Source organism: Actinoplanes sp. CA-030573 (assembly GCF_050951115.1).
In the GTDB taxonomy this organism is placed as follows: domain Bacteria; phylum Actinomycetota; class Actinomycetes; order Mycobacteriales; family Micromonosporaceae; genus Actinoplanes.
Genome location: NZ_CP192038.1, coordinates 3744017 through 3767359 on the forward strand (window position 1 = coordinate 3744017; position 23343 = coordinate 3767359).

23 protein-coding genes are annotated in these 23343 nt (G+C 72.2%); 13 read left to right on the forward strand and 10 right to left on the reverse strand.

Going from position 1 to position 23343, the window contains the following annotated elements:
- Positions 1 to 54: 54 nt before the first annotated feature.
- The 7 genes from ACQP2F_RS17425 to ACQP2F_RS17455 are packed head-to-tail and all read left to right on the forward strand — an operon-like array spanning position 55 to position 7848.
- Positions 55 to 1665 carry an ABC transporter substrate-binding protein gene (locus tag ACQP2F_RS17425; protein ID WP_433305201.1) on the forward strand — a complete coding sequence of 537 codons (1611 nt, stop codon included), beginning with the start codon at positions 55 to 57 and terminating at the stop codon, positions 1663 to 1665.
- Complete coding sequence (locus ACQP2F_RS17430; protein ID WP_433305203.1) at positions 1662 to 2609, forward strand: ABC transporter permease; 948 nt, start codon at positions 1662 to 1664, stop codon at positions 2607 to 2609. Before ACQP2F_RS17425 ends, ACQP2F_RS17430 begins: the two co-directional genes overlap by 4 nt.
- Entirely contained in the window at positions 2606 to 3445 is an 840-nt protein-coding gene (locus ACQP2F_RS17435; protein WP_433305205.1) for an ABC transporter permease, read from the forward strand. Before ACQP2F_RS17430 ends, ACQP2F_RS17435 begins: the two co-directional genes overlap by 4 nt.
- Complete coding sequence (locus tag ACQP2F_RS17440; protein ID WP_433305207.1) at positions 3442 to 5358, forward strand: ABC transporter ATP-binding protein; 1917 nt, start codon at positions 3442 to 3444, stop codon at positions 5356 to 5358. The genes ACQP2F_RS17435 and ACQP2F_RS17440 overlap by 4 nt, the downstream gene beginning before the upstream one ends.
- On the forward strand, positions 5355 to 6023 hold the full coding sequence (locus ACQP2F_RS17445; protein ID WP_433305209.1) for an alpha/beta fold hydrolase: 669 nt from the start codon (positions 5355 to 5357) through the stop codon (positions 6021 to 6023). Before ACQP2F_RS17440 ends, ACQP2F_RS17445 begins: the two co-directional genes overlap by 4 nt.
- Entirely contained in the window at positions 6020 to 7045 is a 1026-nt protein-coding gene (locus tag ACQP2F_RS17450; RefSeq protein WP_433305210.1) for a 2-oxoglutarate and iron-dependent oxygenase domain-containing protein, read from the forward strand. Before ACQP2F_RS17445 ends, ACQP2F_RS17450 begins: the two co-directional genes overlap by 4 nt.
- A complete protein-coding gene (locus tag ACQP2F_RS17455; RefSeq protein WP_433305211.1) occupies positions 7042 to 7848 on the forward strand; it encodes a DUF427 domain-containing protein in 807 nt (268 codons plus the stop codon). The genes ACQP2F_RS17450 and ACQP2F_RS17455 overlap by 4 nt, the downstream gene beginning before the upstream one ends.
- Positions 7849 to 7875: 27 nt before the next feature.
- Here the strand turns inward: ACQP2F_RS17455 and ACQP2F_RS17460 are convergent, their stop codons facing one another.
- Genes ACQP2F_RS17460 through ACQP2F_RS17485 form a run of 6 tightly spaced genes read right to left on the reverse strand, consistent with a single transcriptional unit; the run spans position 7876 to position 13824 of the window.
- Positions 7876 to 8379, reverse strand: coding sequence for a DUF4395 domain-containing protein (locus tag ACQP2F_RS17460; protein WP_433305212.1), 504 nt, complete (start codon positions 8377 to 8379; stop codon positions 7876 to 7878).
- A 23-nt stretch (positions 8380 to 8402) separates the two neighbouring features.
- Positions 8403 to 8612 (reverse strand): hypothetical protein, encoded by a 210-nt coding sequence (locus ACQP2F_RS17465; RefSeq protein ID WP_433305214.1) that lies wholly within the window; start codon positions 8610 to 8612, stop codon positions 8403 to 8405.
- A 40-nt stretch (positions 8613 to 8652) separates the two neighbouring features.
- Positions 8653 to 10263 carry a dipeptide ABC transporter ATP-binding protein gene (locus ACQP2F_RS17470; protein ID WP_433305215.1) on the reverse strand — a complete coding sequence of 537 codons (1611 nt, stop codon included), beginning with the start codon at positions 10261 to 10263 and terminating at the stop codon, positions 8653 to 8655.
- Entirely contained in the window at positions 10260 to 11249 is a 990-nt protein-coding gene (locus ACQP2F_RS17475) for an ABC transporter permease (RefSeq protein ID WP_433305217.1), read from the reverse strand. The genes ACQP2F_RS17470 and ACQP2F_RS17475 overlap by 4 nt, the downstream gene beginning before the upstream one ends.
- Positions 11246 to 12136: an ABC transporter permease gene (locus tag ACQP2F_RS17480; protein WP_433305219.1), complete on the reverse strand. Its 891-nt coding sequence runs from the start codon at positions 12134 to 12136 to the stop codon at positions 11246 to 11248. Before ACQP2F_RS17480 ends, ACQP2F_RS17475 begins: the two co-directional genes overlap by 4 nt.
- On the reverse strand, positions 12133 to 13824 hold the full coding sequence (locus ACQP2F_RS17485) for an ABC transporter substrate-binding protein (RefSeq protein WP_433305221.1): 1692 nt from the start codon (positions 13822 to 13824) through the stop codon (positions 12133 to 12135). The genes ACQP2F_RS17480 and ACQP2F_RS17485 overlap by 4 nt, the downstream gene beginning before the upstream one ends.
- A gap of 114 nt (positions 13825 to 13938) precedes the next feature.
- On the opposite strand from ACQP2F_RS17485, the gene ACQP2F_RS17490 reads away from it, so the two are divergent.
- The 5 genes from ACQP2F_RS17490 to ACQP2F_RS17510 all read left to right on the forward strand — a co-directional run bounded on the left by ACQP2F_RS17490 (position 13939) and on the right by ACQP2F_RS17510 (position 18795).
- A complete protein-coding gene (locus ACQP2F_RS17490; RefSeq protein WP_433305223.1) occupies positions 13939 to 14952 on the forward strand; it encodes an LLM class flavin-dependent oxidoreductase in 1014 nt (337 codons plus the stop codon).
- Entirely contained in the window at positions 14949 to 15839 is an 891-nt protein-coding gene (locus ACQP2F_RS17495; protein ID WP_433305225.1) for an amino acid ABC transporter permease, read from the forward strand. The genes ACQP2F_RS17490 and ACQP2F_RS17495 overlap by 4 nt, the downstream gene beginning before the upstream one ends.
- Positions 15836 to 16600 (forward strand): amino acid ABC transporter ATP-binding protein, encoded by a 765-nt coding sequence (locus tag ACQP2F_RS17500; RefSeq protein ID WP_433305227.1) that lies wholly within the window; start codon positions 15836 to 15838, stop codon positions 16598 to 16600. Before ACQP2F_RS17495 ends, ACQP2F_RS17500 begins: the two co-directional genes overlap by 4 nt.
- Before the next feature lie 10 nt (positions 16601 to 16610).
- The gene (locus ACQP2F_RS17505; RefSeq protein WP_433305228.1) at positions 16611 to 17531 is read left to right on the forward strand and encodes an ABC transporter substrate-binding protein; all 921 of its coding nucleotides are present in this window, start codon (positions 16611 to 16613) and stop codon (positions 17529 to 17531) included.
- A 121-nt stretch (positions 17532 to 17652) separates the two neighbouring features.
- Positions 17653 to 18795: a glutamate--cysteine ligase gene (locus ACQP2F_RS17510; RefSeq protein WP_433305229.1), complete on the forward strand. Its 1143-nt coding sequence runs from the start codon at positions 17653 to 17655 to the stop codon at positions 18793 to 18795.
- Positions 18796 to 18804: 9 nt separating this feature from the next.
- Here the strand turns inward: ACQP2F_RS17510 and ACQP2F_RS17515 are convergent, their stop codons facing one another.
- The 3 genes from ACQP2F_RS17515 to ACQP2F_RS17525 form a co-directional block, all read right to left on the reverse strand.
- Positions 18805 to 20064, reverse strand: a complete 1260-nt coding sequence (locus ACQP2F_RS17515) for an LLM class flavin-dependent oxidoreductase (RefSeq protein WP_433305231.1) — start codon at positions 20062 to 20064, stop codon at positions 18805 to 18807.
- A gap of 8 nt (positions 20065 to 20072) precedes the next feature.
- Positions 20073 to 21080 carry an LLM class flavin-dependent oxidoreductase gene (locus ACQP2F_RS17520; protein WP_433305233.1) on the reverse strand — a complete coding sequence of 336 codons (1008 nt, stop codon included), beginning with the start codon at positions 21078 to 21080 and terminating at the stop codon, positions 20073 to 20075.
- A gap of 133 nt (positions 21081 to 21213) precedes the next feature.
- Positions 21214 to 22056: an LLM class flavin-dependent oxidoreductase gene (locus ACQP2F_RS17525; RefSeq protein ID WP_433305235.1), complete on the reverse strand. Its 843-nt coding sequence runs from the start codon at positions 22054 to 22056 to the stop codon at positions 21214 to 21216.
- 131 nt (positions 22057 to 22187) lie between these two features.
- On the opposite strand from ACQP2F_RS17525, the gene ACQP2F_RS17530 reads away from it, so the two are divergent.
- A complete protein-coding gene (locus tag ACQP2F_RS17530) occupies positions 22188 to 22910 on the forward strand; it encodes an ABC transporter permease (protein ID WP_433305238.1) in 723 nt (240 codons plus the stop codon).
- A gap of 17 nt (positions 22911 to 22927) precedes the next feature.
- Here ACQP2F_RS17530 and ACQP2F_RS17535 read toward each other — a convergent pair whose 3' ends face one another.
- Positions 22928 to 23290 (reverse strand): hypothetical protein, encoded by a 363-nt coding sequence (locus ACQP2F_RS17535; RefSeq protein ID WP_433305240.1) that lies wholly within the window; start codon positions 23288 to 23290, stop codon positions 22928 to 22930.
- Between the last annotated feature and the right edge of the window lie 53 nt (positions 23291 to 23343).

Here is a 23343-nt window from a genome sequence, read left to right on the forward strand (position 1 = left end):
ATATGATCTCCCGGTCGAGCAGTTCGCCGGCCCGTCACCCCCAGGGGGATCGAGATGGTTTCTCCTTCGCATCAGGGACTGCCCGAACTCACCCGCCGTGGCCTGCTCGCCGGCGTCGGCGGCACCGGGCTGCTGGCCCTGCTGGCCGCCTGCAACGCGGCCGGTTCCGCCCCGGACCCGGCCGGTTCCGCCGCCTCCACCGGAGGAGCCGGCCGCCGCGGCGGCACTCTGCGAGCGGGTTCGCCGCCGCCCCCGACCGCGGTCGACCCGGTCACCATGTACGACGGAAGCGCGATCGCGATCGTGCAGCTGGTCGCCGAGTACCTGATCTGGCTGGACCGTGACTTCAAGCTCGTGCCCCGGCTCGCGCAGTCCTGGACGTCCGCCCAGGACGGCAAGCAGTGGACATTCAAGCTGCGGCCGGGTGTCACCTTCTCCGACGGCACGCCGGTGGACGCCGCGGCGGTCAAGGCCTCCTTCGACCGGCTGCTCGACCCGAAGAGCAAGTCGGCGGCGCTGTCCGCCTTCGAGACGATCCTCAGCCCCGGCGGGGTCGCCGCGACCGACGGCGCCACGGTGACCTTCACGCTCGACCGGCCGTTCTCCGACTTTCCCTACCTGGTGTCGGCCGGCAACTACAACGCGGTCATCCTGAAGCCGGACTACGCCGGCGACTTCACCAAGAACGCGATCGGCTCCGGTCCCTTCCTGCTCAAGTCGTACGACTCCGCCACCGGGGCGTCGTTCGTGCGCAACGAGAAGTACTGGGACAGCGGCAAGCCGTACCTCGACGGCGTCGAGATCAAGTTCTATGCCGACGACCAGGCCGACCTGCTCGCGCTGCAGAGCGGAGACATCGACGCCCAGATCCTGAGCCGTCCGGCACTGGTCGAACCGCTCGGCGCGGCCGGCGCGGTCACGGTGGACACGGTCAAGGGAACCGGCGTCACCGTGCTGACCCTGCGGGTCGATCAGGCGCCGTTCGACCGGAAGGAGGTTCGCCAGGCGGTCGCGTACGCCCTCGCCCGGCCGGACATCCTCCAGTCGATCGGCACCGGCGTCGGCGACCTGGGCAACGACCACCTGATCGCGCCGCTGTTCCCGGCGGCGCCGGCCGACATCGCCCAGCGGGCCCAGGACAAGCAGAAGGTCGCGCAGCTGCTGCAGGCGGCCGGCGTGCCCAGGCTCAGCTTCACGCTCACCTTCGACCCACCGAGCAAGGACTACGCGGTCACCATCCAGAGCCAGCTCAAACAGGCCGGCATCACGGTCAAGCTGGACCAGCGCTCGTCGAACGACTTCTACGGCGGTGACCAGGCCAAGGACACCCCGTGGTTGTTCACCTCGGCCAACCTGGTGGGTTGGGCCGGCCGGCCGGTGCCCAGCCAGTTCATCATTCCGATGGTCAAGTCGCACGCGGTGTGGAACGGCTCGAAGTACGCCAACCCGGCGCTGGACAAGGCGGCCGACGCGTACGACCGGGCCACCACCGACGCCGACCGCAAGGCCCAGGCCGAGACGATCGCCCAGATCCTGCACGACGACGTGCCCATCGTGATCACCTACTGGGCGGGTGCGGTCCGCGCGTACAACGGCAAGAAGTTCACCGGGATCCAGGCACACCCCTCCTCGTACGTCGACTTCAGCACCGTCTCCCAAAAATGAGGTCCTTCCTGACGCGCCGGCTGGCCGCCATCCCGCTGACCCTGTTCGGCGTGTCGGTGCTCGTCTTCCTGGCGACCTCGGTGCTGCCCGGTGACGTCGGCCGGACCATCCTCGGCCGCGAGGCCTCCGACGCGTCGGTCGCGGCCCTCGACCACCAGCTCGGCCTGGATCAGCCGGTGCCGGTGCGTTACGCGCACTGGCTGGGCCACTTCGTGATCGGCGACTGGGGCGTCTCCTACACCCAGCACCAGCCGGTCAGCGGGCTGGTCGCGGTGCGCCTCGGCAATTCGGCCACCCTCGCCCTGTACGCCTTCGCCCTGCTGATCCCGGTCGCGCTGTCGCTCGGACTGGTCGCCGGGGTGCGGCACGACACGGTCCTGGACCGGCTGATCAGCGGGGTCAGCCTGGCGTTCGGCGCGACTCCGGAGTTCGTCACCGGCGTCGTCCTGCTGGTGGTGTTCGCCGTCGACCTCAAATGGTTCCCGGCCTCGGCGCTGCCGGCCCCCGGCGACGGGCCGCTCCGCGTGCTCTGGCATCTGACCCTGCCGGCGATCTCCCTGGTGGTGCTCTGCACCGGGTACGTCGCCCGGCACGTGCGGGCAAGCACGGTCGCGGTGGTCGGCGGACCGTACGTACGCGCGGCACGGCTGCGCGGCACGCCGCCGAACAGACTGGTGCTGCGCCACGTGCTGCGCAACGCGACGGTACCGGCCACCAGCGCCCTCGGCGTGCAGCTGCAGTTCCTCCTCGGCGGCCTGGTCGTGGTCGAACTGCTGTTCAACTATCCGGGCATCGGGGCCCTGCTGCTGGCGGCCACCGACAAGGACCTGCCCACGCTGCAGGCGACGGCGATGGTCCTCGGCGTGCTCTACATGACCGTTGTCCTGCTCGCCGACCTCACCTACCGGCTGCTGGACCCGCGCCTGCGGCTGGCGATCCCGTGACCGCGATCCCGCTCGCGGCCCGGGCCGGCCGACACCTCCGCTGGCAGCCCACCGCCGTCGTCGCCGGCCTGGTGCTGGTGCTGTGGATCGCCGCCGCGCTGTTCTGGCCCCATCTGGCGCCCCAGGACCCGGCCCTGCAGGTGCCGGCCGAGCGGTTCCGGCCGCCCAGCGCCGGTCATTGGCTCGGCACCGACCAGTTCGGCCGCGACGTCTTCGCCCGCATGCTGGCCGGCGCTCGGCCGGTGCTGGTCGTCGCACCCTTGGCCACCGCGCTCGGCGTGGCCGTCGGAGCGGCGATCGGACTGATCACCGGCACGTTCCGCGGCTGGATCGACGACGTCGTCATGCGCGTTCTCGACGCGGCCGTGGTCTTTCCCGCGGTCATCGCGGCCGTCCTGTTCGTCGCCCTGCTCGGGCATTCCACCCCGGTCCTGGTGCTGGTCATCGCCGCCGCCTTCGTCCCGATCGTGGCCCGCAGCATCCGGGCCGCCACCCTGGTCGAGCGCGAGCGGCCGTACGTCGAAGCGGCCCTGTTGCGCGGCGAACCGCGCGGGTCGCTGATGCTGCGCGAGATCCTGCCGAACATTCGCGGCACTCTGCTGGTCGAGGCCACCTCCCGGCTCGGCGATGCCGTCTTCGCGGCCGCCACGCTGTCCTTCCTCGGGTTGGGCCAGGGACCCGGCTCGCCGGAATGGGGAGCCTCGGTGTCGGAGAACCGGGTCTGGCTGCAGATCGCCCCGTGGACCGTCCTCGCCCCCGCACTGGCGATCGCCTCCCTGGTCATCGCGGTCGCGCTGCTGGCCGACGTGCTGCGTCAGCGGTGGGACGCCCGATGAGCGGATTGCGGGTCGACGGGCTGTCCATGGCGTACGGCGCCGCGCAGGCCTTGCACGACGTCTCCTTCGCGGTCGCGCCGGGGGAGATGTTCGGGCTGGTCGGAGAGTCCGGCTGCGGCAAGTCGACGCTCGGCTACCTGCTCGGCGGCCACCTGCACCCCGGCGGGCGGGTGCTCGGCGGCCGGGTCGAGGTGGACGGCGTCGACGTGCTGTCGCTGCGAGGGGCCGCACTGAACCGGTGGCGCTCGGCCGGCATCGCGTTCGTCCACCAGGAGGCGTCGAGCTCTCTGGATCCCACCATGCGTGTCGGGAAACAGGTCGAGGAGGTGTTGCGGGCTCGGGGGCACAGCAATCGGAGCGCCGCCGCGCGGGCCCTCGACCTGCTGCGTCAGGTGCGTCTGCCGGACGTGGCGGTACTTGCCCGCCGCTATCCCCACCAGCTCTCCGGCGGCCAGCAGCAGCGGGTGGTCATCGCGTGTGCGCTGGCCACCCGGCCCCGGCTGCTCGTGCTCGACGAACCGACCACCGGGCTCGACGCCTCGGTCCAGCGGGACGTGCTCGCCCTGCTGGTCGACCTGTGCGCCGAGCTCGCCGTGCCGGTCGTCCTGATCAGCCACGATGCCGAGCTGGTGGGTCAGGTGTGCGACCGGGTCGGCGTGCTGTACGCCGGCCGCCTGGTCGAGGTCGGGCCGGCCGCCGACGTGCTCCGGGACCCGGTCCACCCGTACACCAGTGGTCTGCTCGACAGCGTGCCCCGGCTCGGCGTACCGCGGGCCGTGCGCCGGCTGCGGCCGATCGGCGGCGTGCCGCCGCGGCCGGGGGAGCGGACACCCGGCTGCGCCTTCGCCCCCCGGTGCCCGGTGGCCGACGACAGCTGCACGGCCGCCGAGCCGGTGCTCGACGAGGGCGCCGTCCCCGGCCGTGCCGTTCGCTGCATCCGTCCCGGCTCCGCCGCGCGTACGGTCACCGCCGCCTCCGGTGCGGAGTGGGAGAAGGCCGATCGCAGCGCGCGGAAGCCGCTGCTGGAGGTGCGCGGCCTGGTCCGCCGGTACGGGAACACGGTCGCCGTCGACCACGTCGATCTGACCATCGGCGCGGGCGAGATCGTCGGGCTGGGCGGCGAGTCGGGCAGCGGAAAGGCCACCCTGGCCCGGGCGATCGCCGGTCTCGCTCCGGACGGCGACGGCGAGTTGCTGCTCGACGGCGCGCCCCTGCCGGCCGCGCTGGCCCGGCGCCCCGCCGATCACCGCCGGCGTGTCCAGATGGTGTTCCAGAACTTCGACGCGGCACTCAACCCCGCCCACCGGATCCGGCACATCCTGCAACGGGCGATCCGCACCCTGGGTGGCAAGTCGGACGTCGGGGCGCTGGCCGCGCGCGCCCAGATCGATCCCGCCCTGCTCGACCGGCGCCCGGACCGGCTCTCCGGCGGCCAGAAACAGCGTGTCGCGATCGCCCGGAGCCTGGCCGGCGACCCGTCGCTGGTCGTCTGCGACGAGCCGGTCTCGGCCCTCGACCTCAGCGTGCAAGCGGGAGTGCTGGAGCTGCTCGCCACCGAACGGGACAGCAACGGCACGTCGTACCTGTTCGTCTCGCACGACATGGCGGTCGTCAACTACCTCGCCGACCGGATCGCCGTGATGTACCGCGGTCAGATCGTCGAGCAGGGGCCGGCCGCCGACGTGATCGGCGGGGCCCACCACCCGTACACCCAGACCTTGCTGACCGCCTCCGCGGCGCCGCCGGCCGCCGTCGTCACCGATGGCTGCCGGTTCGCCGGAGCTTGCCCGCAGCGCATCGCCGGGCTCTGTGCGGAAACGCCGCCGCCGATCGTCGAGCTCGAGGCCGGGCACACCGTCCGCTGCCATCTCCAGCCCTCGCAACTACCTCGACGCACCGGAGGTAATGCATGACCGTTCACCACCCGCACATCGAGAACGAGTTCGCCGGCCTGCCCGTGGACCGCCCCGTCAACCGGCGCTGGGTCAACGTCATCACCGGCGGACATGTCAGCGCCGTCGTCTGGGGTCCCGGCGCACCGGAAGTCGTGCTGCTGCACGACGCCGGCGCCAGTGCCCGCTCCTGGGATGCGGTGCTGGCGGCGCTCGACCACCCGGCGGCCGCGCTCGACCTGCCCGGACACGGCCGCTCCAACGGTGAACCGGCCGACGTCGACAGCCCGGTGCGAGCCGCCCGCCCGGTGGTCGAGGCGATCCGGTCGTTCGCACCGCGCCATCGCGCGATCGCCGGATCCGGGCTCGGCGCGCTGGTCGCCCTGGCCGCCGCGGAACGTGCCCCGGCCGCCGTCCATCGCCTCCTGCTCGTCGACACGCTGCCCGATCCGTCGGCCGACGAGCGGCTGTGGGCGGTCCTGGCCGGACGCTCGGAACCGCCCGTACTGATCCGCGCCCAATACGGCGACACCAGCGACGACGCGGTGAGCCGTTTCCGCCGCGAGGTGCCCGCGGCCGTCGTCGTCACCGTCGGCGGCGCCGGCCACGACATCGCCACCGACCGACCCGAGGCACTGGCCGGCGCGATCGCCGCCCAGCTCACCGATGAGGAGCCCACCGGATGACCACCGAAGCCACCACCGTCCCCGTCATCGATCTCGCCGTTGTGCTGCGCGACGACGCGCCCGAATCCGCGCTGGCCGAGCTGCGAGCGGCGATCGAGCAGATCGGCATCGTCCAGGTCGTCAACCACGACGTGCCGCCGGACCTGATCGCCGACTTCCACCGGCGGATCGGCCGGATCCTCGACCTGCCCCGGGCCGAGAAGGCCGCGCTGGCCAGCCCGACCGCCCACCCCTACCGGGGCTGGCGGCAGTGGCCGGACGACTTCGGGCGGCTCGAACTGGAACGCTTCAGCATCGGCCAGTTCGACAACGCCGACGACGCTCGCGCGGCCGGCGTCCCCGACCGGTACGCGGATGTCTTCGCCCACGCCAACGTCTGGCCGCCGCAGGAGCCGGGTCTGCGGGAGGTCGCCTTCGCCTACCAGGAGGCGCTGCACGGCCTGGCACTGCGCGTGTTCGGCCTGTACGCCCGAGTGCTCGGGGTCCCCGGCTCGACGTTCCCGATCGGCGAGCGGCAGTACACCACCTTCGTCGTCAACAACTACCCGACCTGGACCTACGACGACTCGGCCGGCGACGACAAGCTCCTGCTGCTCGAGCATGCCGACAACTCGGTGCTGACGGTGCTGCACCAGGAAGGTGACTACGCCGGCTTGCAAGCGCAGCTCCCGGACGGATCCTGGAGCCCGGTGCCGATCATCCCCGGCGCCCTGCAGGTCTTCACCGGATCGCTGTTCACCCGATGGACCAACGGCCGGCTCAGCCCGGGCCGGCATCGGGTCGCCGCCGGCGGGACGGTGACCCGCCGGTCGTCGGCCGTGTTCGTCTACCCGAGCCTGGACACCGTGGTCGAGCCGCTGTCCGAGTTCATCGGTGCGGACGGCCCGGAGTTCGAGCCGTACGACGTCGGCGGCGAAGCCCAGCGGGCGGTCGAGGACTACCTCAAGGTCTTCGGCCGTCCCGAGCAGGTGGCGGCGTGGCGGGAGGGCCGCCCGTACGTGGCCGCGGTGAACGAGTCGTGACCGCGAACGTGTCGCGCCGGCACCCGGTCCCGGACGGCGCCATCACCTGGGAGCCCAGCGAGCGCTGGGTCCGCGGCCGGGCCGGCGGCGAGACGATCGTCGACAGCCGGCGGCCCATCCTCGTCTGGCAACCCGCTCAGGCCGTACCGCTGTATGCCTTCCCGGCGAGCGACGTGCGCGGTGACCTGCTGCGCGAGGCGACCCGTCCGGCCGGTCATCCGCACGCCGGCGCCGCCGCTTCCTACGATCTGGTCCTCGGTACGGAGGTGCGTGAGGCCGCCGCCTGGCGATTCGCGGCCGCGGAACTGTCCGGGTACATCGCGTTCGAGTGGTTCGGCCGCACCGGGCGCGGCCTCGACCACTGGTTCGAGGAAGAGGAAGAGATCTTCGTGCATCCGCGCGACCCGTACAAGCGGGTCGATGCGATCCGAAGTTCCCGGCACGTACGGGTGGAGATCGACGGAACTCTCGTCGCCGACTCCCACCGTCCGACCCTGCTGTTCGAGACCCGCCTGCCGACGCGCTACTACCTGCCTCGCGAGGACGTACGGCTGGATCTGCTCGTCGCCACCGACCTGCGGACCGGATGTCCCTACAAGGGCACCGCCGAGTACTGGTCGCTCCGCGGGGACGGTCCGGCGCCGCCCGACATCGCCTGGAGCTACGCCGACCCGATCCCGGCGGTCGGCCTGATCGCTGGGCAGATCGCCTTCTACAACGAGGTCGTCGACATCACCCTCGACGGGCAACGGCTTGAACGACCCGAGACACCGTTCACCAAGCAGCTCGCCGGGCGCAGGTGACCGGACCGGTTGCCACGGAGGCGGGGGTCACGGTGTGGTGGCCGTGGCGCCCGCCCGGCTCCAGATGTCGTTGCACTGCTCGCAGGTCGACTCCGGGATCACCCCGAGGCGCATGAGCCCCGCGAAGATCTTGCAGCCGATGCAGAACGCGAACACCGATTCGAGGGTGGCCGCGACCGTCACCAGCCCGAGCAGCACATAGCCGGCCGGGCGCAGGCCGAACCCGAGCAGCAGGACGGCCGCGCTGACCGACAGCACCGCGCCGATGCCCTGCGCGAAGCGCTTCGGCGGCCCAGGCACCAGCTTGGCCGGCCGCCCCAGCCAGGGCGTGATCACCCGGGTGGCCAGTTGCCCGAGGGGGCTCAGCGTCGGGCCGGTCAGGACACGGGCCAGAAAGCCGTACGCGATCACCGCGGACAGCCACGCCTGGTCCAGCGCGATGGCGGTGACGCAGAGCACGACCACCCCGCCGGCCACGACCCGCGCGGAGATCTCGTTGACCGGGTTCGGGAAGCTGAAGAGCTGACGCACCGCCACACCTCCATGATCGTGAACTACGCCGCCCGGTCGTCGCGGACCGGGAAGCCCTGCGCGGACCGGCGGCCGGTCGGCCCCCGGCCGGCCAGGTGATCGCGCTCGCCCGCGACGGTGGCCCGGCGGGCGCGGGCGGCGTCGGCGCGTTCGACCGTGCCCGGCTCCGGTGGCAGTCCGGCGAGCCGGGTGGCGGTCGTGAACAACGCATCGACGAGCCGTTCGATCTGCACGGCGCCCTCCGTCCACCGGTCGCGACAGCGGCGAACGAAATCATACTCCGACGATAGGGTTTGTGGTTGCGCCGAGCGACTTTCGCAGCGCACGCAGCCGGCGTGCCTCGGCGGGGTCGGCGACCGGCACCGCGGCGAGCAGTTCCTTCGTGTACGGGTGCTGCGGCGCCGCGTACACCTGGGCAGTCTCTCCGATCTCGACGATCCGGCCGTCGGCGAGCACCGCCACCCGGTCGGCGATCTGCCGGAGCACGGCCAGGTCGTGCGAGACGAAGACCATGGTGAGGCCGAGGTCCTCGCGCAGGTCCTCGAGCAACGCCAGCACGGTCGCCTGGGTGGTCACGTCGAGCGAGGACACCGGCTCGTCGCAGACGATCAGCCGCGGGCCGGTGGCGAGGGCCCGGGCGATGCCGACCCGCTGCCGCATGCCGCCGGAGAGCTGGTGCGGGTAGCGGTCGTACTCGCGGCGGGCGAGACCGACCCGCTCGAGCAGCTCCTCGACGCGGGTGCGCGGATCGCGTACGCCGGAGAGGCGCAACGGGTCCGCGATGCTCTCGCCGATGGTCCGTCGCGGGTTGAGCGACGACAGCGGGTCCTGGAAGACCATCTGCACCGAGCCGGGCGGCCGTCGCCGGAGATCGGCGCCGTCCAGGGTGATGGTGCCGGCCGAGGGGGTGAGCAGGCCGGTCATCAGCCGGGCGAGGGTGGTCTTGCCGGTGCCGGACTCGCCGACGACGCCGAGCGTCTCGCCGGCGCGGACGTCGAGCGTGGCGTCGTCGATCGCCCGTACCGGCGCGCTCCGGCGGAGTCCGCGGCGTCGCTGCGGGAAGTGTTTGCGGACTCCGGCGAGCCGCAGCAGCGGCTCTCCGTCGATCTTCCGCGGCGCGGTGGCGTGCGGCGCCGCGGACAGCAGTTCCCGGGTGTACGCCTGGGTGGGCGCGCCGAGCACAGCGGCGGTCTCGCCCTGTTCGACCGCGACGCCGCGGCGCATCACCACGACCCGGTCGGTGGAGCCGGCGACCACGCCCAGGTCATGGCTGATCAGCAGCAACGACGTACCGGTGGTCTCGCGCACCTCGTCCAGCAGGTCGAGGATCTGCGCCTGCACGGTCACGTCGAGGGCCGTGGTCGGCTCGTCGGCGACGATCAGCCGCGGGCGGCAGGCGAGCGCCATCGCGATCAGCGCCCGCTGCCGCATGCCGCCGGAGAACTGGTGCGGGTAGCTTGCCGCCCGGCGGGCCGGATCGGGTATGTGCACCTGGCCGAGCACCTCGACGGCCCGCTCCCGGGCGGCTCGGCGGGAGGCGCCGGTGTGCAGCCGGTAGACCTCGGCGATCTGGTCACCGATGGTGTGGAACGGGCTGAGCGCGGTGAGCGGCTCCTGGAAGACCATGGCGATGCGGGCACCGCGCACGCGCCGCCACTGGTTGTCGTCCAGGCCGGTGAGGTCGAGGTCGCCGAAGCCGATCCGGCCCTCGACGGTCGCGTTCGTGTGCAGCCCGAGCAGGGCGAGCGCGGTCGCGCTCTTGCCCGATCCGGACTCGCCGACGACGCCGAGCGCGCCGCCGGCCGGCAGCGCGAAGGAGAGCCCGTCGACCGCGACCGTGTCGCCGAAGCGGATCCGCAGGTCTTCGACGATCAGCGCGGTCATCGCAGCTCCACCCGGGGGTCGACGGCGCGGTACAGCAGGTCCGCGACGGTGTTCGCGGCGACGATCAGCAGACCGGCCAGGAGCGTGACGCCGACGACCACCGGCAGGTCGATCTGGTTGACCGCGCCGACCAGCAGTTGACCGACGCCCGGCAGGCCGAACATGGTCTCGGTCAGCACCGCGCTCGTCATGATCGCGGCGAGGTCGATCGCGGTGAGCGTGACCAGCGGCAGCAAGGCCCCACGCAGGGCGCGCCGCCAGATGATCCGGCGCTCCGGCAGCCCGTACGCCCGGGCGGTGCGGATGTGGTCCTCGGCCAGGGTCTCCTGGATGCCGGCGCGGGTCAGCCGGGCGTACGCGGCGGTCTGGATGACCGCCAGCGCGACCCAGGGCAGCAGGAGGTTCTGCGCCCAGGCCAGGGGGTCGGTGGTGAGCGGCACGTAGCTGGGGAAGGGCAGCCACTGCAGCTGCACGCAGAACAGCAGGAGCAGGAGCAGGCCGACCAGGAAGACCGGTACCGCGAAGCCGGCCAGCACCAGGCCGTTGACGATCCGGTCGAGCCACCGGTAGCGGCGTAGCCCGGAAAGCACGCCGGCGCCGATGCCGGCGGTCAGCGCCAGCACCTCGGCGCCGAGCGCCAGCGACGCCGAGACGGGCAGCCGGTCGAGCAGCAGCTGGGTCACCGGCTGGTCGGTCTCGAAGGAGTAGCCGAGGCAGGGTGCCGGGCAGTGCCGGGTCGCCGCACCGGCCGGGTAGTCGCGTCCGGCCACCAGTCCGTGCAGGAAGTGCGCGTACTGCGTGGCGACCGGCTGGTCGACGCCCATCGCGTGCCGTACCTCGGCGAGCCGATCGGGCGTGCAGCCCTTGCCGCAGGTGAGGATCGCCGGATCGGAGGGGGCGAGGTAGAAGAGCCCGTAGAGGAGCAGCGACAGGCCGGCGAGCACGAGCACCGCTCCGCCCACCCGGCGGACCAGATAGCCGATCATCGAAGTACCTCGCTCTGCCGCGGGTCGAGCGCGCGGCGCAGCCCGTTGGCGACCAGCACGAACGCCAGCAGGGTCAGGAACAGCAGGACGCCCGGGACGAGCACGTACATCGGGTCGGCGCGGAACCAGGTGGTCGCCGAGGACAGCATCTGGCCCCAGGACGGGGTCGGCGGGCGCACGCCCACCCCGAGGAAGGACAGTCCCGCCTCGGCGATCATGTTGGTGGGCAACAGCAGCGCCGCGTAGGTCAGCACCGGCGCGGCCAGGCCGGGCGCGATCTCCCGGCGGGCGATCCGGAAACGGCCGGCCCCGGACAGGCGGGCGGCGGCCACATAGTCCCGGGTGCGCACGGTGAGTGTCTCGCCGCGGGTGATCCGGGCGGTGCCGCCCCAGCCGAGGACCGCGATGACGACGGCCAGCAGCAGCGGGCGGGGCCAGGCCGGCGGCACGATCGCCAGCAGGGAGATGGCCAGGACCAGGCTGGGCACGGCGAGCACGAGGTCGATGACCCGGGTCAGGGCCGCGTCGGCCCAGCGTCCGCCGAGTCCGGCCGCGGTGCCGACCAGCACCCCGAACAGCACCTGCAGGATGGTCGCGCCGACGGCCACGCCGAGCGAGACCCGGGCGCCGTAGACGATGCGGGCGAACAGGTCGCGGCCGGTGCCGGGCTCGACGCCGAGCCAGTGCTCGGCGCCCATCCCGCCGAGCCGGCCCAGCGGCACCCCGCCGCGGGCCGAGTCGAGCAGGGTGTCGTGGTAGGTGGTGTAGTCCTGGCCGGCGGCCGCGGCCAGCAGCGGCGCCGCGACTGCGACCAGGACCATGACCAGGGCGACGCCCGCGCCGGCGACGAACCCGCGGTCCCGGCGCAGGCGTCGCAGCACGCTCACTTGACCGAGATCCGGGCCAGGTCGTACGTGCCGCGCCAACCGTCCGGCACGGCGTTCCTGACGTTCTTGCCGAACAGGTAGACGTCCTTCTCGTGGGCGAGCGGGACGGTCAGCGCCAGCTTGCCGATCTTCGCGTCCAGGGCGCCCCACCGGGCCTGCGCCTGCGACTGGTCGGTGAGCGCGTTGATCGCGTCGATCTCCGCGTTGACCGACGGGTCGTCGTACTGGGCGAGATTGAAGTTGCCGCCGGCCTTGATGATCTGCCGGCCGTCGAAGATCGGGATCAGGAACGGGCCGCCGGACGGCCAGTCCGCGCCCCAGTACTGCAGTGACAGCCCGGGCTCGGTGGCCGGCTTGCCGGTGACGTCGCGATAGGTGGCGGTGCCGATCGCGGTGAGCTTGACCGTGATGCCGGCCTGCTTGAGCGCCTCCTGGACGGCGGCCGCCACCTTGGGTCCCTGCCCCTCGGCGTCGTCGTTCTGGTGCGTCAGCTCGATCGAGAGGTTGCCGAGCCCGGCGTCGGCGAGCACCTGCTTCGCCTGGGCCGGGTTACCGGTCCCGCCGGCCGGGAAGTAGTCGTACGGCTGGTAGCCGAGCGCCTTCTGCGGCGGCAGGAAGGTCGTCGAGGCGCCGGCCACGGTGCTGCCGCCGAGCGCGTTCACGACGGAGGTGCGATTGACGGCGTACGAGATGGCCTCGCGGACCTTCTCGTTGTCGAACGGCGCCTTCTTGGTGTTGAAGGCCAGGTAGTAGGTGGCCGGGAACTCTCCCCGGGCGACCTGCTTGTCGAGCGGGCCGCCGGTGCCGAGCTGGGCCAGCTGTTCCGGGCCGACCACGGCGTCGGTGGTGACCGCGTTCGCATCCTGGCCGGCACCGGTCACCAGCCGTTGGTTGATCACCGCGGCGTCCAGCCCGCTGGTCACCTCGATCCGGTTCGGGCAGGCATACCGGAGGCTGTCGCTCTTGGTCGACCAGTGCGGGTTGCGCACCAGCACGAGCGACTTCTTGGGCTGGTACGACTCGACCATGTACGGGCCGGACGAGATCGGATGCGCCTCGTAGCCGACGCCCTTGTCCTTGGCCTTGGGCACCGGGGCGAACTGGGTCGCGGTGGCCAGGTAGGGGAAGTCGCCCTCGGGCTTGCGCAGCCGGAAGACGATGGTCCTGTCGTCCGGCGTCTCGATCGCCTTGATGCCCTCGGGCTGCTTGTACGGGCCCTGGTAGCCGGCCGCGTCCCGGAGCCAGTCGCGCAGGTAGGGCGCGCCGCCGGGGAGCTCGGGCGCGAACGAGCGCTCGATGCCGTACTTGACGTCGGCGGCGGTGATCGGCGTGCCGTCCTCGAAGAAGATGTCGTCGCGCAGCTTGTAGGTCCAGGTGCGGGCGCCGTCCGACGGGGTGCCGAGGTCGGTCGCCAGGTCGGGAGCGGGCTTGGCGCCGGCCTCGCCCTGCTGCCGGTTGCGCGTGGTCAGCGTCCGGAAGAGCAGGGACGGGATGTTGCCGCCGCCGGAGGTGTAGAGCCGCGCCGGGTCGAGATGGCTGATCCCGCCCTGGTTGAGCACGGAGAGCGTGCCGCCCTGACAGGTCGCCGGGTCGAAGGCCGCGCTCGGCGACGTGCCGCCGCCGCCACCGTCGCAACCGGCGGCGAGCAGCAGAGTGCCCGCCATGACGACGGGCGCGATCCTACGCATTGACACTCCTAAAATTCTATGGAGTTTGTAGGTTATCAGGCACGGGATCGGTCTTGCCAAATTCCCACATCAGCTATAGGAAAAGAGTATGTGGTACGGATCGCTGGACCCGGTATGAAGTTCCTGCTCCTCACCCTGATCACGCACACCGACCCGGCGAAACCGGCCGCCCGGCGCCTGCGCGAGGTCGTCGACACCGCGGTGCTGGCCGAGGAGGTCGGCTTCGATGGGTTCGCGGTCGGTGAGCGCCACGAACGCCCGTTCATCTCGTCGGCGCCGCCGGTCGTGCTCAGCCACATCGCCGCCCGCACCTCGCGGATCGAGCTGTGGACCGGGGTCACCACGCTCAGCCTGCTCGACCCGGTGCGAGCCTTCGAGGACTACTCCACCCTGGACAACCTCTCCGGCGGCCGGCTGACGCTGATCATCGGCAAGGGCAACGGCGCCGCCCAGGCCCAGCTGTTCCACGTGACGACCGACGACCAGTGGGATCGCAACCGCGAGGGCTACGAGCTGTTCCGGCGGCTCTGGCGGGAGCCGAAGGTCACCTGGTCGGGCCGGTTCCGCCCGTCCCTGGTCGAGGCGGAGACCTGGCCCCGGCCGCTGCAGCAGCCGATCACCGTCTGGCACGGCAGCGCCACCAGCCGCGAATCGGTCGACCTCGCCGCCGAGTTCGGCGACCCGCTGTTCTCGGCCAACGTCACCAATCCCATCGAGCCGTACGCCGCATTGGTCGACCACTACCGGGAGCGCTGGGCTTTCCACGGGCACGACCCGGCCGGCGCCCGGGTCGGCGCGGGCAGCGCGGGCTTCTACGTGGCCCGCACCTCGCAGGAAGCGGTCGACACGTACCGGCCGATCTTCTCCGCGCGGCTGGCGACGTTCCGCCGGCTGGGCGTCGAGCCGGTCTTCCCGACCCTGGAGGACGCCATCGAGCGCAGCTCCATCCTGGTCGGCAGCCCCCAACAGCTGATCGACAAGATCCACCGCTACCACGAGCGGCTCGGCCACGAGGTGATGCACCTGCACGCCGACGCCGACGGGCTCACCGACAAGCAGCACCGCACCGCGCTGGAGCTGTTCCAGAGCGAGGTGGCCCCGGCCGTACGCCCCCTGGAGGGCCGGTGACTCCCGCCGCCCTCACCGACGACGACCTGCTCGCCGCCCGGGTGGCCCGGCCGCGACGGCTCGGGCAGTGGCTGGCCGCCGCGGTCGCCGCCGTGCTGCTGGCCATGCTCGTGCACACCGTGCTGACCAATCCGCGGTTCCAGTGGGACGTGGTCGGCCGGTACTTCACCAGCTCGGCCATCCTGCGTGGACTGGTGCTCACGCTGTGGCTGACCGCGGCGGTGATGGCCGGCGGATACCTGCTCGGCACCGCGCTGGCGGCCATGCGGCTGTCGCACAACGTGGTGTTGCGCTCGGTCAGCTTCGGCTACGTCTGGCTGATCCGCTCGATCCCGCCGCTGGTCCTGCTGCTGTTCTGGTACGAGCTGGCCTCGCTCTACCCGCGGCTGTCGTTCGGCGTCCCGTTCGGGCCGGAGTTCCTGACGGTCCGGACGGCGCACCTGTTCACCGGCATCGTGGCCGCCCTCGTGGCGCTCACCCTCGACGTCGCCGCGTTCTCCGCCGAGATCATCCGCGGCGGCCTGCTGGCGGTGCCGGCCGGGCAGACCGAGGCCGCCCAGGCGCTCGGGCTCGGCCGGTGGCGGATCTTCCGGCGGGTGGTGCTGCCGCAGGCGATGCCGGCCATCGTGCCCGCCTCCGGCAACATGCTGATCAGCATGCTGAAGGCGACCTCGATCGTGAGCGTGATCGCCGTGCAGGACCTGCTCTACTCGGCCCAGCTGATCTACAACCAGAACTTCCAGGTGATCCCGCTGCTGCTGGTCGCCACGCTCTGGTACGTCGTGCTGACCACGATCCTGTCGATCGGCCAGTACTACGTGGAGCGTCACTACGGGCGCGGCACCCGGCGCAGCTTCGGGCGGATCTGGCTGGGCGGCCGCCGATGACCGCCCCGCTCGTGCACGTCCGCGGGCTGGTCAAGAGCTTCGGCTCGCATCGCGTGCTGGAGGGCGTCGACCTCGACGTGGCCGCCGGCGAGGTGGTCGTGGTGCTGGGCCCGTCCGGCTCGGGCAAGAGCACTCTGTTGCGCTGCCTCAACCACCTGGAACGCCCGGACGGCGGGTTCGTGCAGGTCGGCGGGGAGCTGATCGGCTACCGGTACGCCCGAGGCCGCCTGCACGAGCTGCCGCACGCCGCGGTCACCCGGCAGCGGGCCCGGATCGGCATGGTGTTCCAGCAGTTCAACCTGTTCCCGCACCGGACCGTGCTGCAGAACCTGGTCGAGGCGCCGGTCGCCGTGCGCGGCCTGCGCCGGGACGAGGCCGTCGCCGAGGCGCGCACCCTGCTGGAGCGGGTGGGGCTGGCCGGGCGGCAGGACGCGTACCCGAGTCAGCTCTCCGGCGGCCAGCAGCAGCGCGTGGCGATCGCCCGGGCGCTCGCGATGAACCCCCGACTGATGCTCTTCGACGAGCCGACCAGCGCGCTCGATCCGGAACTGGTCGGCGAGGTTCTCTCGGTCATGCGCGACCTGGCCCGCAGCGGCATGACCATGATCGTCGTGACCCACGAGATCGGCTTCGCCCGCGAGGTGGCCGACACCGTGGTCTTCCTCGACCGGGGCCGCATCGTCGAGTCCGGGCCTCCGGGTGACGTCCTGTCGAACCCGCGTCATGAACGGGCCCAAGCCTTCCTCGCCGCCGTTCTCTGAAGGGATCCCCGTGCAGAAGATCCTCCTGGCGCTGAGCGCCACCGTGGTCCTGGCCGGCTGCGGCTCGTCCTCGGCCGCCGTCACCGGTTCGCCGTCGGCGGCGCCCAGCTATCCGACGCAGGACGTCATCTCCGGCATCACCACCGATGCGAAGATCGCCGCCGAGTTGCCGGCGGCCGTGCGCGACCGCGGCACGCTGATCCTGGGCACCACGATCACTCCCGGCCTCAACGGCCTGCCGCACGCCGGCCAGCCGGCCGACGGCACGAACATCGGCGTGGACGTGGACCTGCGGGAGGCGGTCGCGAAGGTGCTCGGCGTCCGGTGGGAGGTGCAGAACGGAACCTTCCCGACCATCATCCCCGGCGTCCAGAACGGGAAGTACGACGTCGGCATGGACAACTTCGGCGTCACCGCCGCCCGCGAAAAGGTCGTCGACTTCGCCACCTACCTCACCGACGGCCAGTCCTTCCTCGCCCCGGCCGACAGCGACCTCACCCGGGTCTCCGACATCACCGACCTCTGCGGCCGGACGCTGGCCACCAGCCCCGGCTCGACGTTCCAGCAGATCCTGGAGAACGACAAGGCCAAGTGCGCCCAGGCCGGCAAGCAGCCGTACACCGTGCAGTACTTCGCCGACAACGCGCCGATCTGGCTCGGCCTGGCCAACGGCAAGATCGACGTCTTCTTCGGGCCGACGCTGAGCCTCAAGTACGACGCCGCGCACATCCCGAACACCAAGTTCCTCAGCCAGTTCAGCTCCACCCCGGTCGGCTTCGTGACCGGCAAGGGCTCACCGATCGCCCCGGCCCTGCGCGACGCCGTCAACAAGCTCATCGCCACCGGCGACTACGCGAAGATCCTCGGCAAGTGGGGCGTCACCGACTCCGGAATCCGGCAATCGGCCATCAACCCGCCGTCGTCGCTGTGACGCGAGCGCTCCCGATGATCTCGACCTGCCGCCGGTGTTCCCGGCTGCGCGTTCGGCCTGCGCGGCGACCACCGACCGATAAGATGGCCGCGGCAGGTCCTTTGAGCCCGAAGGGCGACCCATGGAGATCGGCTTCGCCGCATCGCAGAGATCGCGTCTCGGGATCGAGTGGGAGATCGCCTGTGTCGATCGCCGCAGCGGGGAGCTGGCGCCCGCCGCGCCGGGTCTGCTGGCGCGGCTCGGTGGCGCGGATGCCTTTCCGCACGTGACGTCGGAGCTGCTCACCAACACGGTCGAGGTGGTCAGCGCTCCGCACCTCGGCGTCGCGGACGCCGTCGCGGATCTGACCCGGCTGGTCGAGCGGGTCGCCACGCTGGCCGAACCGATGGGCGTCGACCTCATGTCGGCCGGCACGCATCCGTTCAGCCAGTGGTTCCAGCAGCAGGTCACGCCGGGCAAGCCGCGCTACGACACGCTGATCGACCGCACCCGGTGGTGGGGCCGGCAGATGATGATCTGGGGCGTCCACGTGCACGTCGCCGTCGAGGATCGCCGCAAGGTGTTCCCGATCATCGACGGCCTGCTCACGTACCTGCCGCACTTCCAGGCGCTCAGCGCGTCGAGCCCGTTCTGGGCGGGAGAGAACACCGGCTACGCCTCCAACCGGGCGCTGATGTTCCAGCAACTGCCGACCGCTGGGCTCCCGCCGCAGTTCACCGAGTGGGGGCAGTACGAGGCGATGGTCGCCGACCTGACCCACGTGGGTGTCATCGAACAGCTCAACGAGCTGCGCTGGGACATCCGGCCGTCGCCGCGGTGGGGCACCATCGAGGTGCGTACGTTCGACGGGATCTCCACCGCCGACGAGATCGGCGCGATCGCCGCGCTGACCCAGTGCCTGGTCGAGCACTTCTCCCGGGAGCTCGACGCCGGCCGGGACGTGCCGAAGCTGCAACCGTGGTTCGTCCGGGAGAACAAGTGGCGGGCGGCCCGCTACGGGCTCGACGCGATCATCATCCAGAACGCCGCCGGCGACGAACGGCTCGTCACGAAGGATCTCGACGAGCTGGTTCCGGTTCTCGAGCCGGTCGCCGCGGCGCTCGGCTGCTCCGCGCAGCTGGCCGGCGTACGTGACATCGCCGCACACGGGGCGAGCTACCAGCGCCAGCTCCGGGTCGCGGCGGCCAACGGCGGAAGCCTCAAGGCGGTGGTCTCGTCGTTGGTGCGGGAGCTGCGCGACGGCCTGCCCGCCGGAGCGGCGTGATCGCGCCGGCTACCGCAGCTCCAGGTGCTCGCGGAGGGTGTGCCCGGTGTACGAGGTGCGGTAGATGCCGCGCTCCTGCAACTCCGGCACCAGCCGGTCGACGATGTCCTCGACCGAGCCGGGCAGCAGCTGCGGCACGATGTTGAAGCCGTCCACCGCCCGGTCGCGCAGGTAGCGGGCCCACTCGTCGGCGACCTGACTCGGCGTACCCACGAAGGTGTTGTGTCTCGGCGTCACCGCGATGACCAGGCCGCGAATGGACAGCCCGCGCTCGGCGGCCAGCCGCCGCCAGCCCGCGATCCGTTCCCGTTTGCCGGTGCGGTGCTCGATGGCGATGGTGCCGCGGGACGGGTCCAGCTCGCCCTCGGCCGGTTCGATGTCGGGCAGCGGGCCGTCCGGGTCGTATCCGGAGAGGTCCTTGCCCCAGTACTGCTCGAGAAAGGCGAGCGCGCGCGGCCCCGTGGTCTGCTCGCGCTCGATCCAGGCTGCCTTCTCGGCGGCCTGCGCCGGGGTGTCCCCGAGGACCACCGACGCGCCGGGCAGGATCCGCAGCGACTCGGGGGAGCGGCCGTACCCCGCCAGGCGCTTGCGGAGATCATCCGCGTACGCGATCGCCTTGTCGTAGTCGGTGTTGGCGGAGAAGACCACGTCGGCGTGCCGTGCGGCCAGATCGCGGCCACCGGCCGAGTCGCCGGCCTGGAACAGCACCGGCCGGCCCTGCGGGCTGGGCGGCACGGTCGGTGCCGCGGTCAGCCGTACCAGGTCGTCGTCGCGGTCCACGGTCTCCCCGCGCCACAGCGCCTTGGCCGCCTCGACGAACTGGCCGGCCCGTTCGTACCGTCGCTCGTGCGGCAGCCATCCGCCGTGCCGGAAGTTCTCCCCGGTCCAGGCGTTGTCGGTGGTCACGATGTTCCAGCCGGCCCGGCCGCCGGAGAGATGGTCGAGGCTGGCCAGCCGCCGGGCGAGGTCGGCCGGGAAGTTGTAGGTGGTGTTCTGGGTGGCGACCAGGCCGATCCGCTCGGTCTCCGCGGCCAGGGCCGCGAGCTGGGTGATGGCGTCCGGCCGTCCGGCGACGTCGAGATCGTGGATGCGACCCCGATTCTCCCGTACGCGTAATCCCTCGCCCAGGAAGAAGGCGTCGAACAGCCCGCGCTCGAGCGTCCGGGCGGTGGCCACGAAGGTGTCGATGTGGGTGTGCGCGGCGAAGTCGGGTTCGGCCCACAGCAGTTGCGGCCCGACACCGGTGAAGAAGACTCCCAGGTGCAGCATGCGTCCCCCTATCGGGCGGTGGCGAACCGGTTGGCCGGCCGGGGCAGGCCGAGCCGCTCCCGCAGCGTGCCGCCGGGCGCCGGGCCGGTGTGCAGGGCGGCGGCCAGGCGCGGCAGGTCGGTGGCGAGCACGGCGGGGTGTACGCGTACCCCGTCCACCAGGCCGGTCAGCCGGTCGAGCAGGGCACGCAGCTCTTCGGCGCTGCCGGCGTGCCGCAGCCGGGCCGGCGTGCCCCACGGCCGGACCGCGTCCAGTGCGGCCAGCCGCTCGGCCCCGAGCAGCACGTCGAGCTCGGCGAAGACCAGCGGCGCGCCGTCGGCCCGCGCCCGCCGGGCCCGTTCGGCCGTCTCCTCCACGTCCGGCGCGGCGATCAGGGCGATGTCCAGCCGGTCGGTGACGCCGAGGGTGTCGGCGCCGAGCACCACGATCTGGCCCTGCGGCGGGCGGGGCGTGATCAGCGGTCCGGTCACCGAGAACCGGGCGCCGGTGAAGTTCACGTGGTGCACCCGGTCGGCGTCGAGGAACCGGCCCGTGGACACGTCGCGGATGACCGCGTCGTCCTCCCAGGAGTCCCACAACCGGCGGGCCACCTCGATCACGTCGGTGACCTCGCGACGCAGCTCCGCCGGTGAAAGCGGCCGGCCGCCGACGGTGGCCAGGGCCGCCGCCGAGTTGTCGGCGCCGACCACCCAGCCGGCCCGGCCCAGCGATGCGTGGTCGAGCGACGCCAGCTGGGTGGCCAGGTGGAACGGCTCGGTGACGGTGACGTGCAGAGTCGGCGCGAGCCCGATCCGGCGGGTGCGCCGGGCCAGGTAGGCGGCGCGGACGCCGGCCTCGAGCCGGAGACCACCGCCGGGCGGCGGCAGCGCCGAGTCGGCCAGCGTCACCAGGTCGAACCCGGCCGTCTCGGCCGCTCGGGCCGCCGCCTGCCCGGCGGTCGCCGCCGCGAGCGAGTCCCCATCGCCACCGGCGGCCGGATGCGCGCCGGCGCCGTCGATCTCCACTGCGAAGTGCATCGAACCTCCCGGTCGCCCTCCCGCCAAATCCTATCGGCGGAATAGGCGATGCGACCGTTCACATGTGTGTACGGTCGCCTCACTCCGGGAGGGCCCCTCGTCCACCGCGGCGCGCCGGGCGGGGCCACCACCGTCAGAGCACGGCGTCGGCCAGGCGGTCGACCTCGGCGATGTCGGGCACGCTCGGGTCGAGGATGAGCTCGTCGAGCCCGATCTCCTCGAACGCCTTCACCGCGTCCCGCAGGGCCTGCGGGGTGCGCAGAGCGCCGTCCGCGACCATGGTCGCCATGTCGCCCAGGAAGCCGTAGTAGGTGCTCAGCGACCGCCGGGACGCCTGCTCGTCGCTCAGCCCGAAATAGGCGAGCGCCGCGAACCGTGGCTCGCCCTCGCGGCCGGCGGCCCGCCATTCCCGGCGGACCCGCTCGAGCATCGGCGCCAGCTGCTGCGGGCTTCCTCCGCCGCCGATCCAACCCTGCCCGTACGCGATCGTCCGGCGTACCGCCGCGTCGCTGTTGCCGCCGATCAGCAGCCGGGGCCGGCCGTGCCGGGCTACCGGAAACTCGTCCTCGCCGAGCTTCCCGCCGTCGAACACCGTGCGCATGACCTCCAGGGCGCGATCCATGTCGCTGCCCCGCTCGCGCATCGACCGTCCCATCGCCGTGAAGTCGTCCGCCCGGCCACCGACGCCCAGCCCCAGGGTCAGCCGCCCGCCGGAGATCGCGTCGAGGCTCGCGGCCGCCTTGGCCAGCCACACCGGCTGATAGAGCGGCGCCAGCAGGACCCCGCTGATCAGGCGGATGCGCGAGGTCGCCCCGGCGGCCGCGGCGAGCGAGGTCATCGTGTCGTACGACGGGTAGACGATGCGGTCGATCGTGCCGAGCGAGGCGAATCCGCGCTGCTCGGCCCGCCGCGCCCACTCGATCAGGAGCGGTCCGGGATGATCCAGCGTGTTGGGCAGCCCGATGCTGATGTCCATGCCGGCCACGCTAGTCCCGCGCCGCCGCGGGCGTCGACGACATGATGAACTGCAGTACCTGGTCGACGGTCGGACCGGTACGGGACGGGAGGGGCCGGACGTTGTCTCACGCGGCGATTGCGATCGGCCCGGTGCTGATCGTGGTTCTGGCGGTGCTGGTTCTGATCGCGGTCGGGGCCGCCCTGGCCGGTCGTCTCGGCGTGAGCCGGGCGGTCGTGACGGCGTCGGTCCGGGCCGTCGTGCAGCTGGCGGTGGTCTCGTTGCTGATCGCCGCCGTGCTTCGCTCGTGGTGGGCGACCGCGGGCTTCATCGCGTTGATGCTGCTGGTGGCCTCGGCCACCAGCGCCCGGCGGCTCGGGTCGTGGCGGCTCGTGCGGTACACGGTGCTGCCGATCGCCGGCGGTGCGGTTCCGGCCGGTGCCTTGATCGTGGCGGCCGGCACGGTGCCGCTGACCGAGGTCGCCGTGCTGCCGATCGCCGGGATCCTGATCGGCGGCGCGATGACGGCGACGTCGCTGGCGGGCCGGCGCGCGCTCGACGAGCTGCGCAACCGGTACGGCGAGTACGAGGCGGCGCTCGCGCTCGGCTTCCTGCCGCGGGATGCGGCGCTCGAGGTGTGCCGTCCGACGGCGGGGCAGGCGCTCGTGCCGGCGCTCGATCAGACGCGTACGGTCGGGCTCGTCACCTTGCCGGGCGCGTTCGTCGGTGTCCTGCTCGGCGGCGGCTCAGCCGTACAGGCGGGCGCGACCCAGTTGCTCGTGCTGGTGGCGCTGCTGGCGGTCGAGGCCATCGCGGTCGCGGTGACGATCGAGCTGGTCGCGGCCGGGTTGCTGCGGCGACCGGAAGCAGCGTAGCGGTCGGTGCGGTCCGCTCATCGGGAGCGGACCTTGCCGGCGACGCGTCGACCCGGTGATTCCCGGAGGGTCGTGATCGGCAGCCACACCGCCCAGAGCTGCACCTCGCTGACCGCCAGCACGGCCAACACCAACCCGGCGAGCATGCCGTACGGATGGTTCCGTAACGGCAAAATCGCCAGCGTCGCGGGGATCAGCGCGACCGCTCCCCACAGCCGGGAGACGAATGCCCCGACCGCGAGAGCGGCCGTCAGGAGAGCCACGGCCGCCGCGGAGGGCAGGTGCACACGCGGATCGGTCGCGGTGAGATGGTGCAGGCCCGTGGCGGCCAGTGTGGCCAGGGCGGTGGAGACCGCGATGCGGATGGTCCTTCGTGGCATGGGCGCCTCCTCGACGACCCGGCGACGTTCCCACCGGACAGTTGAGAGGGCGC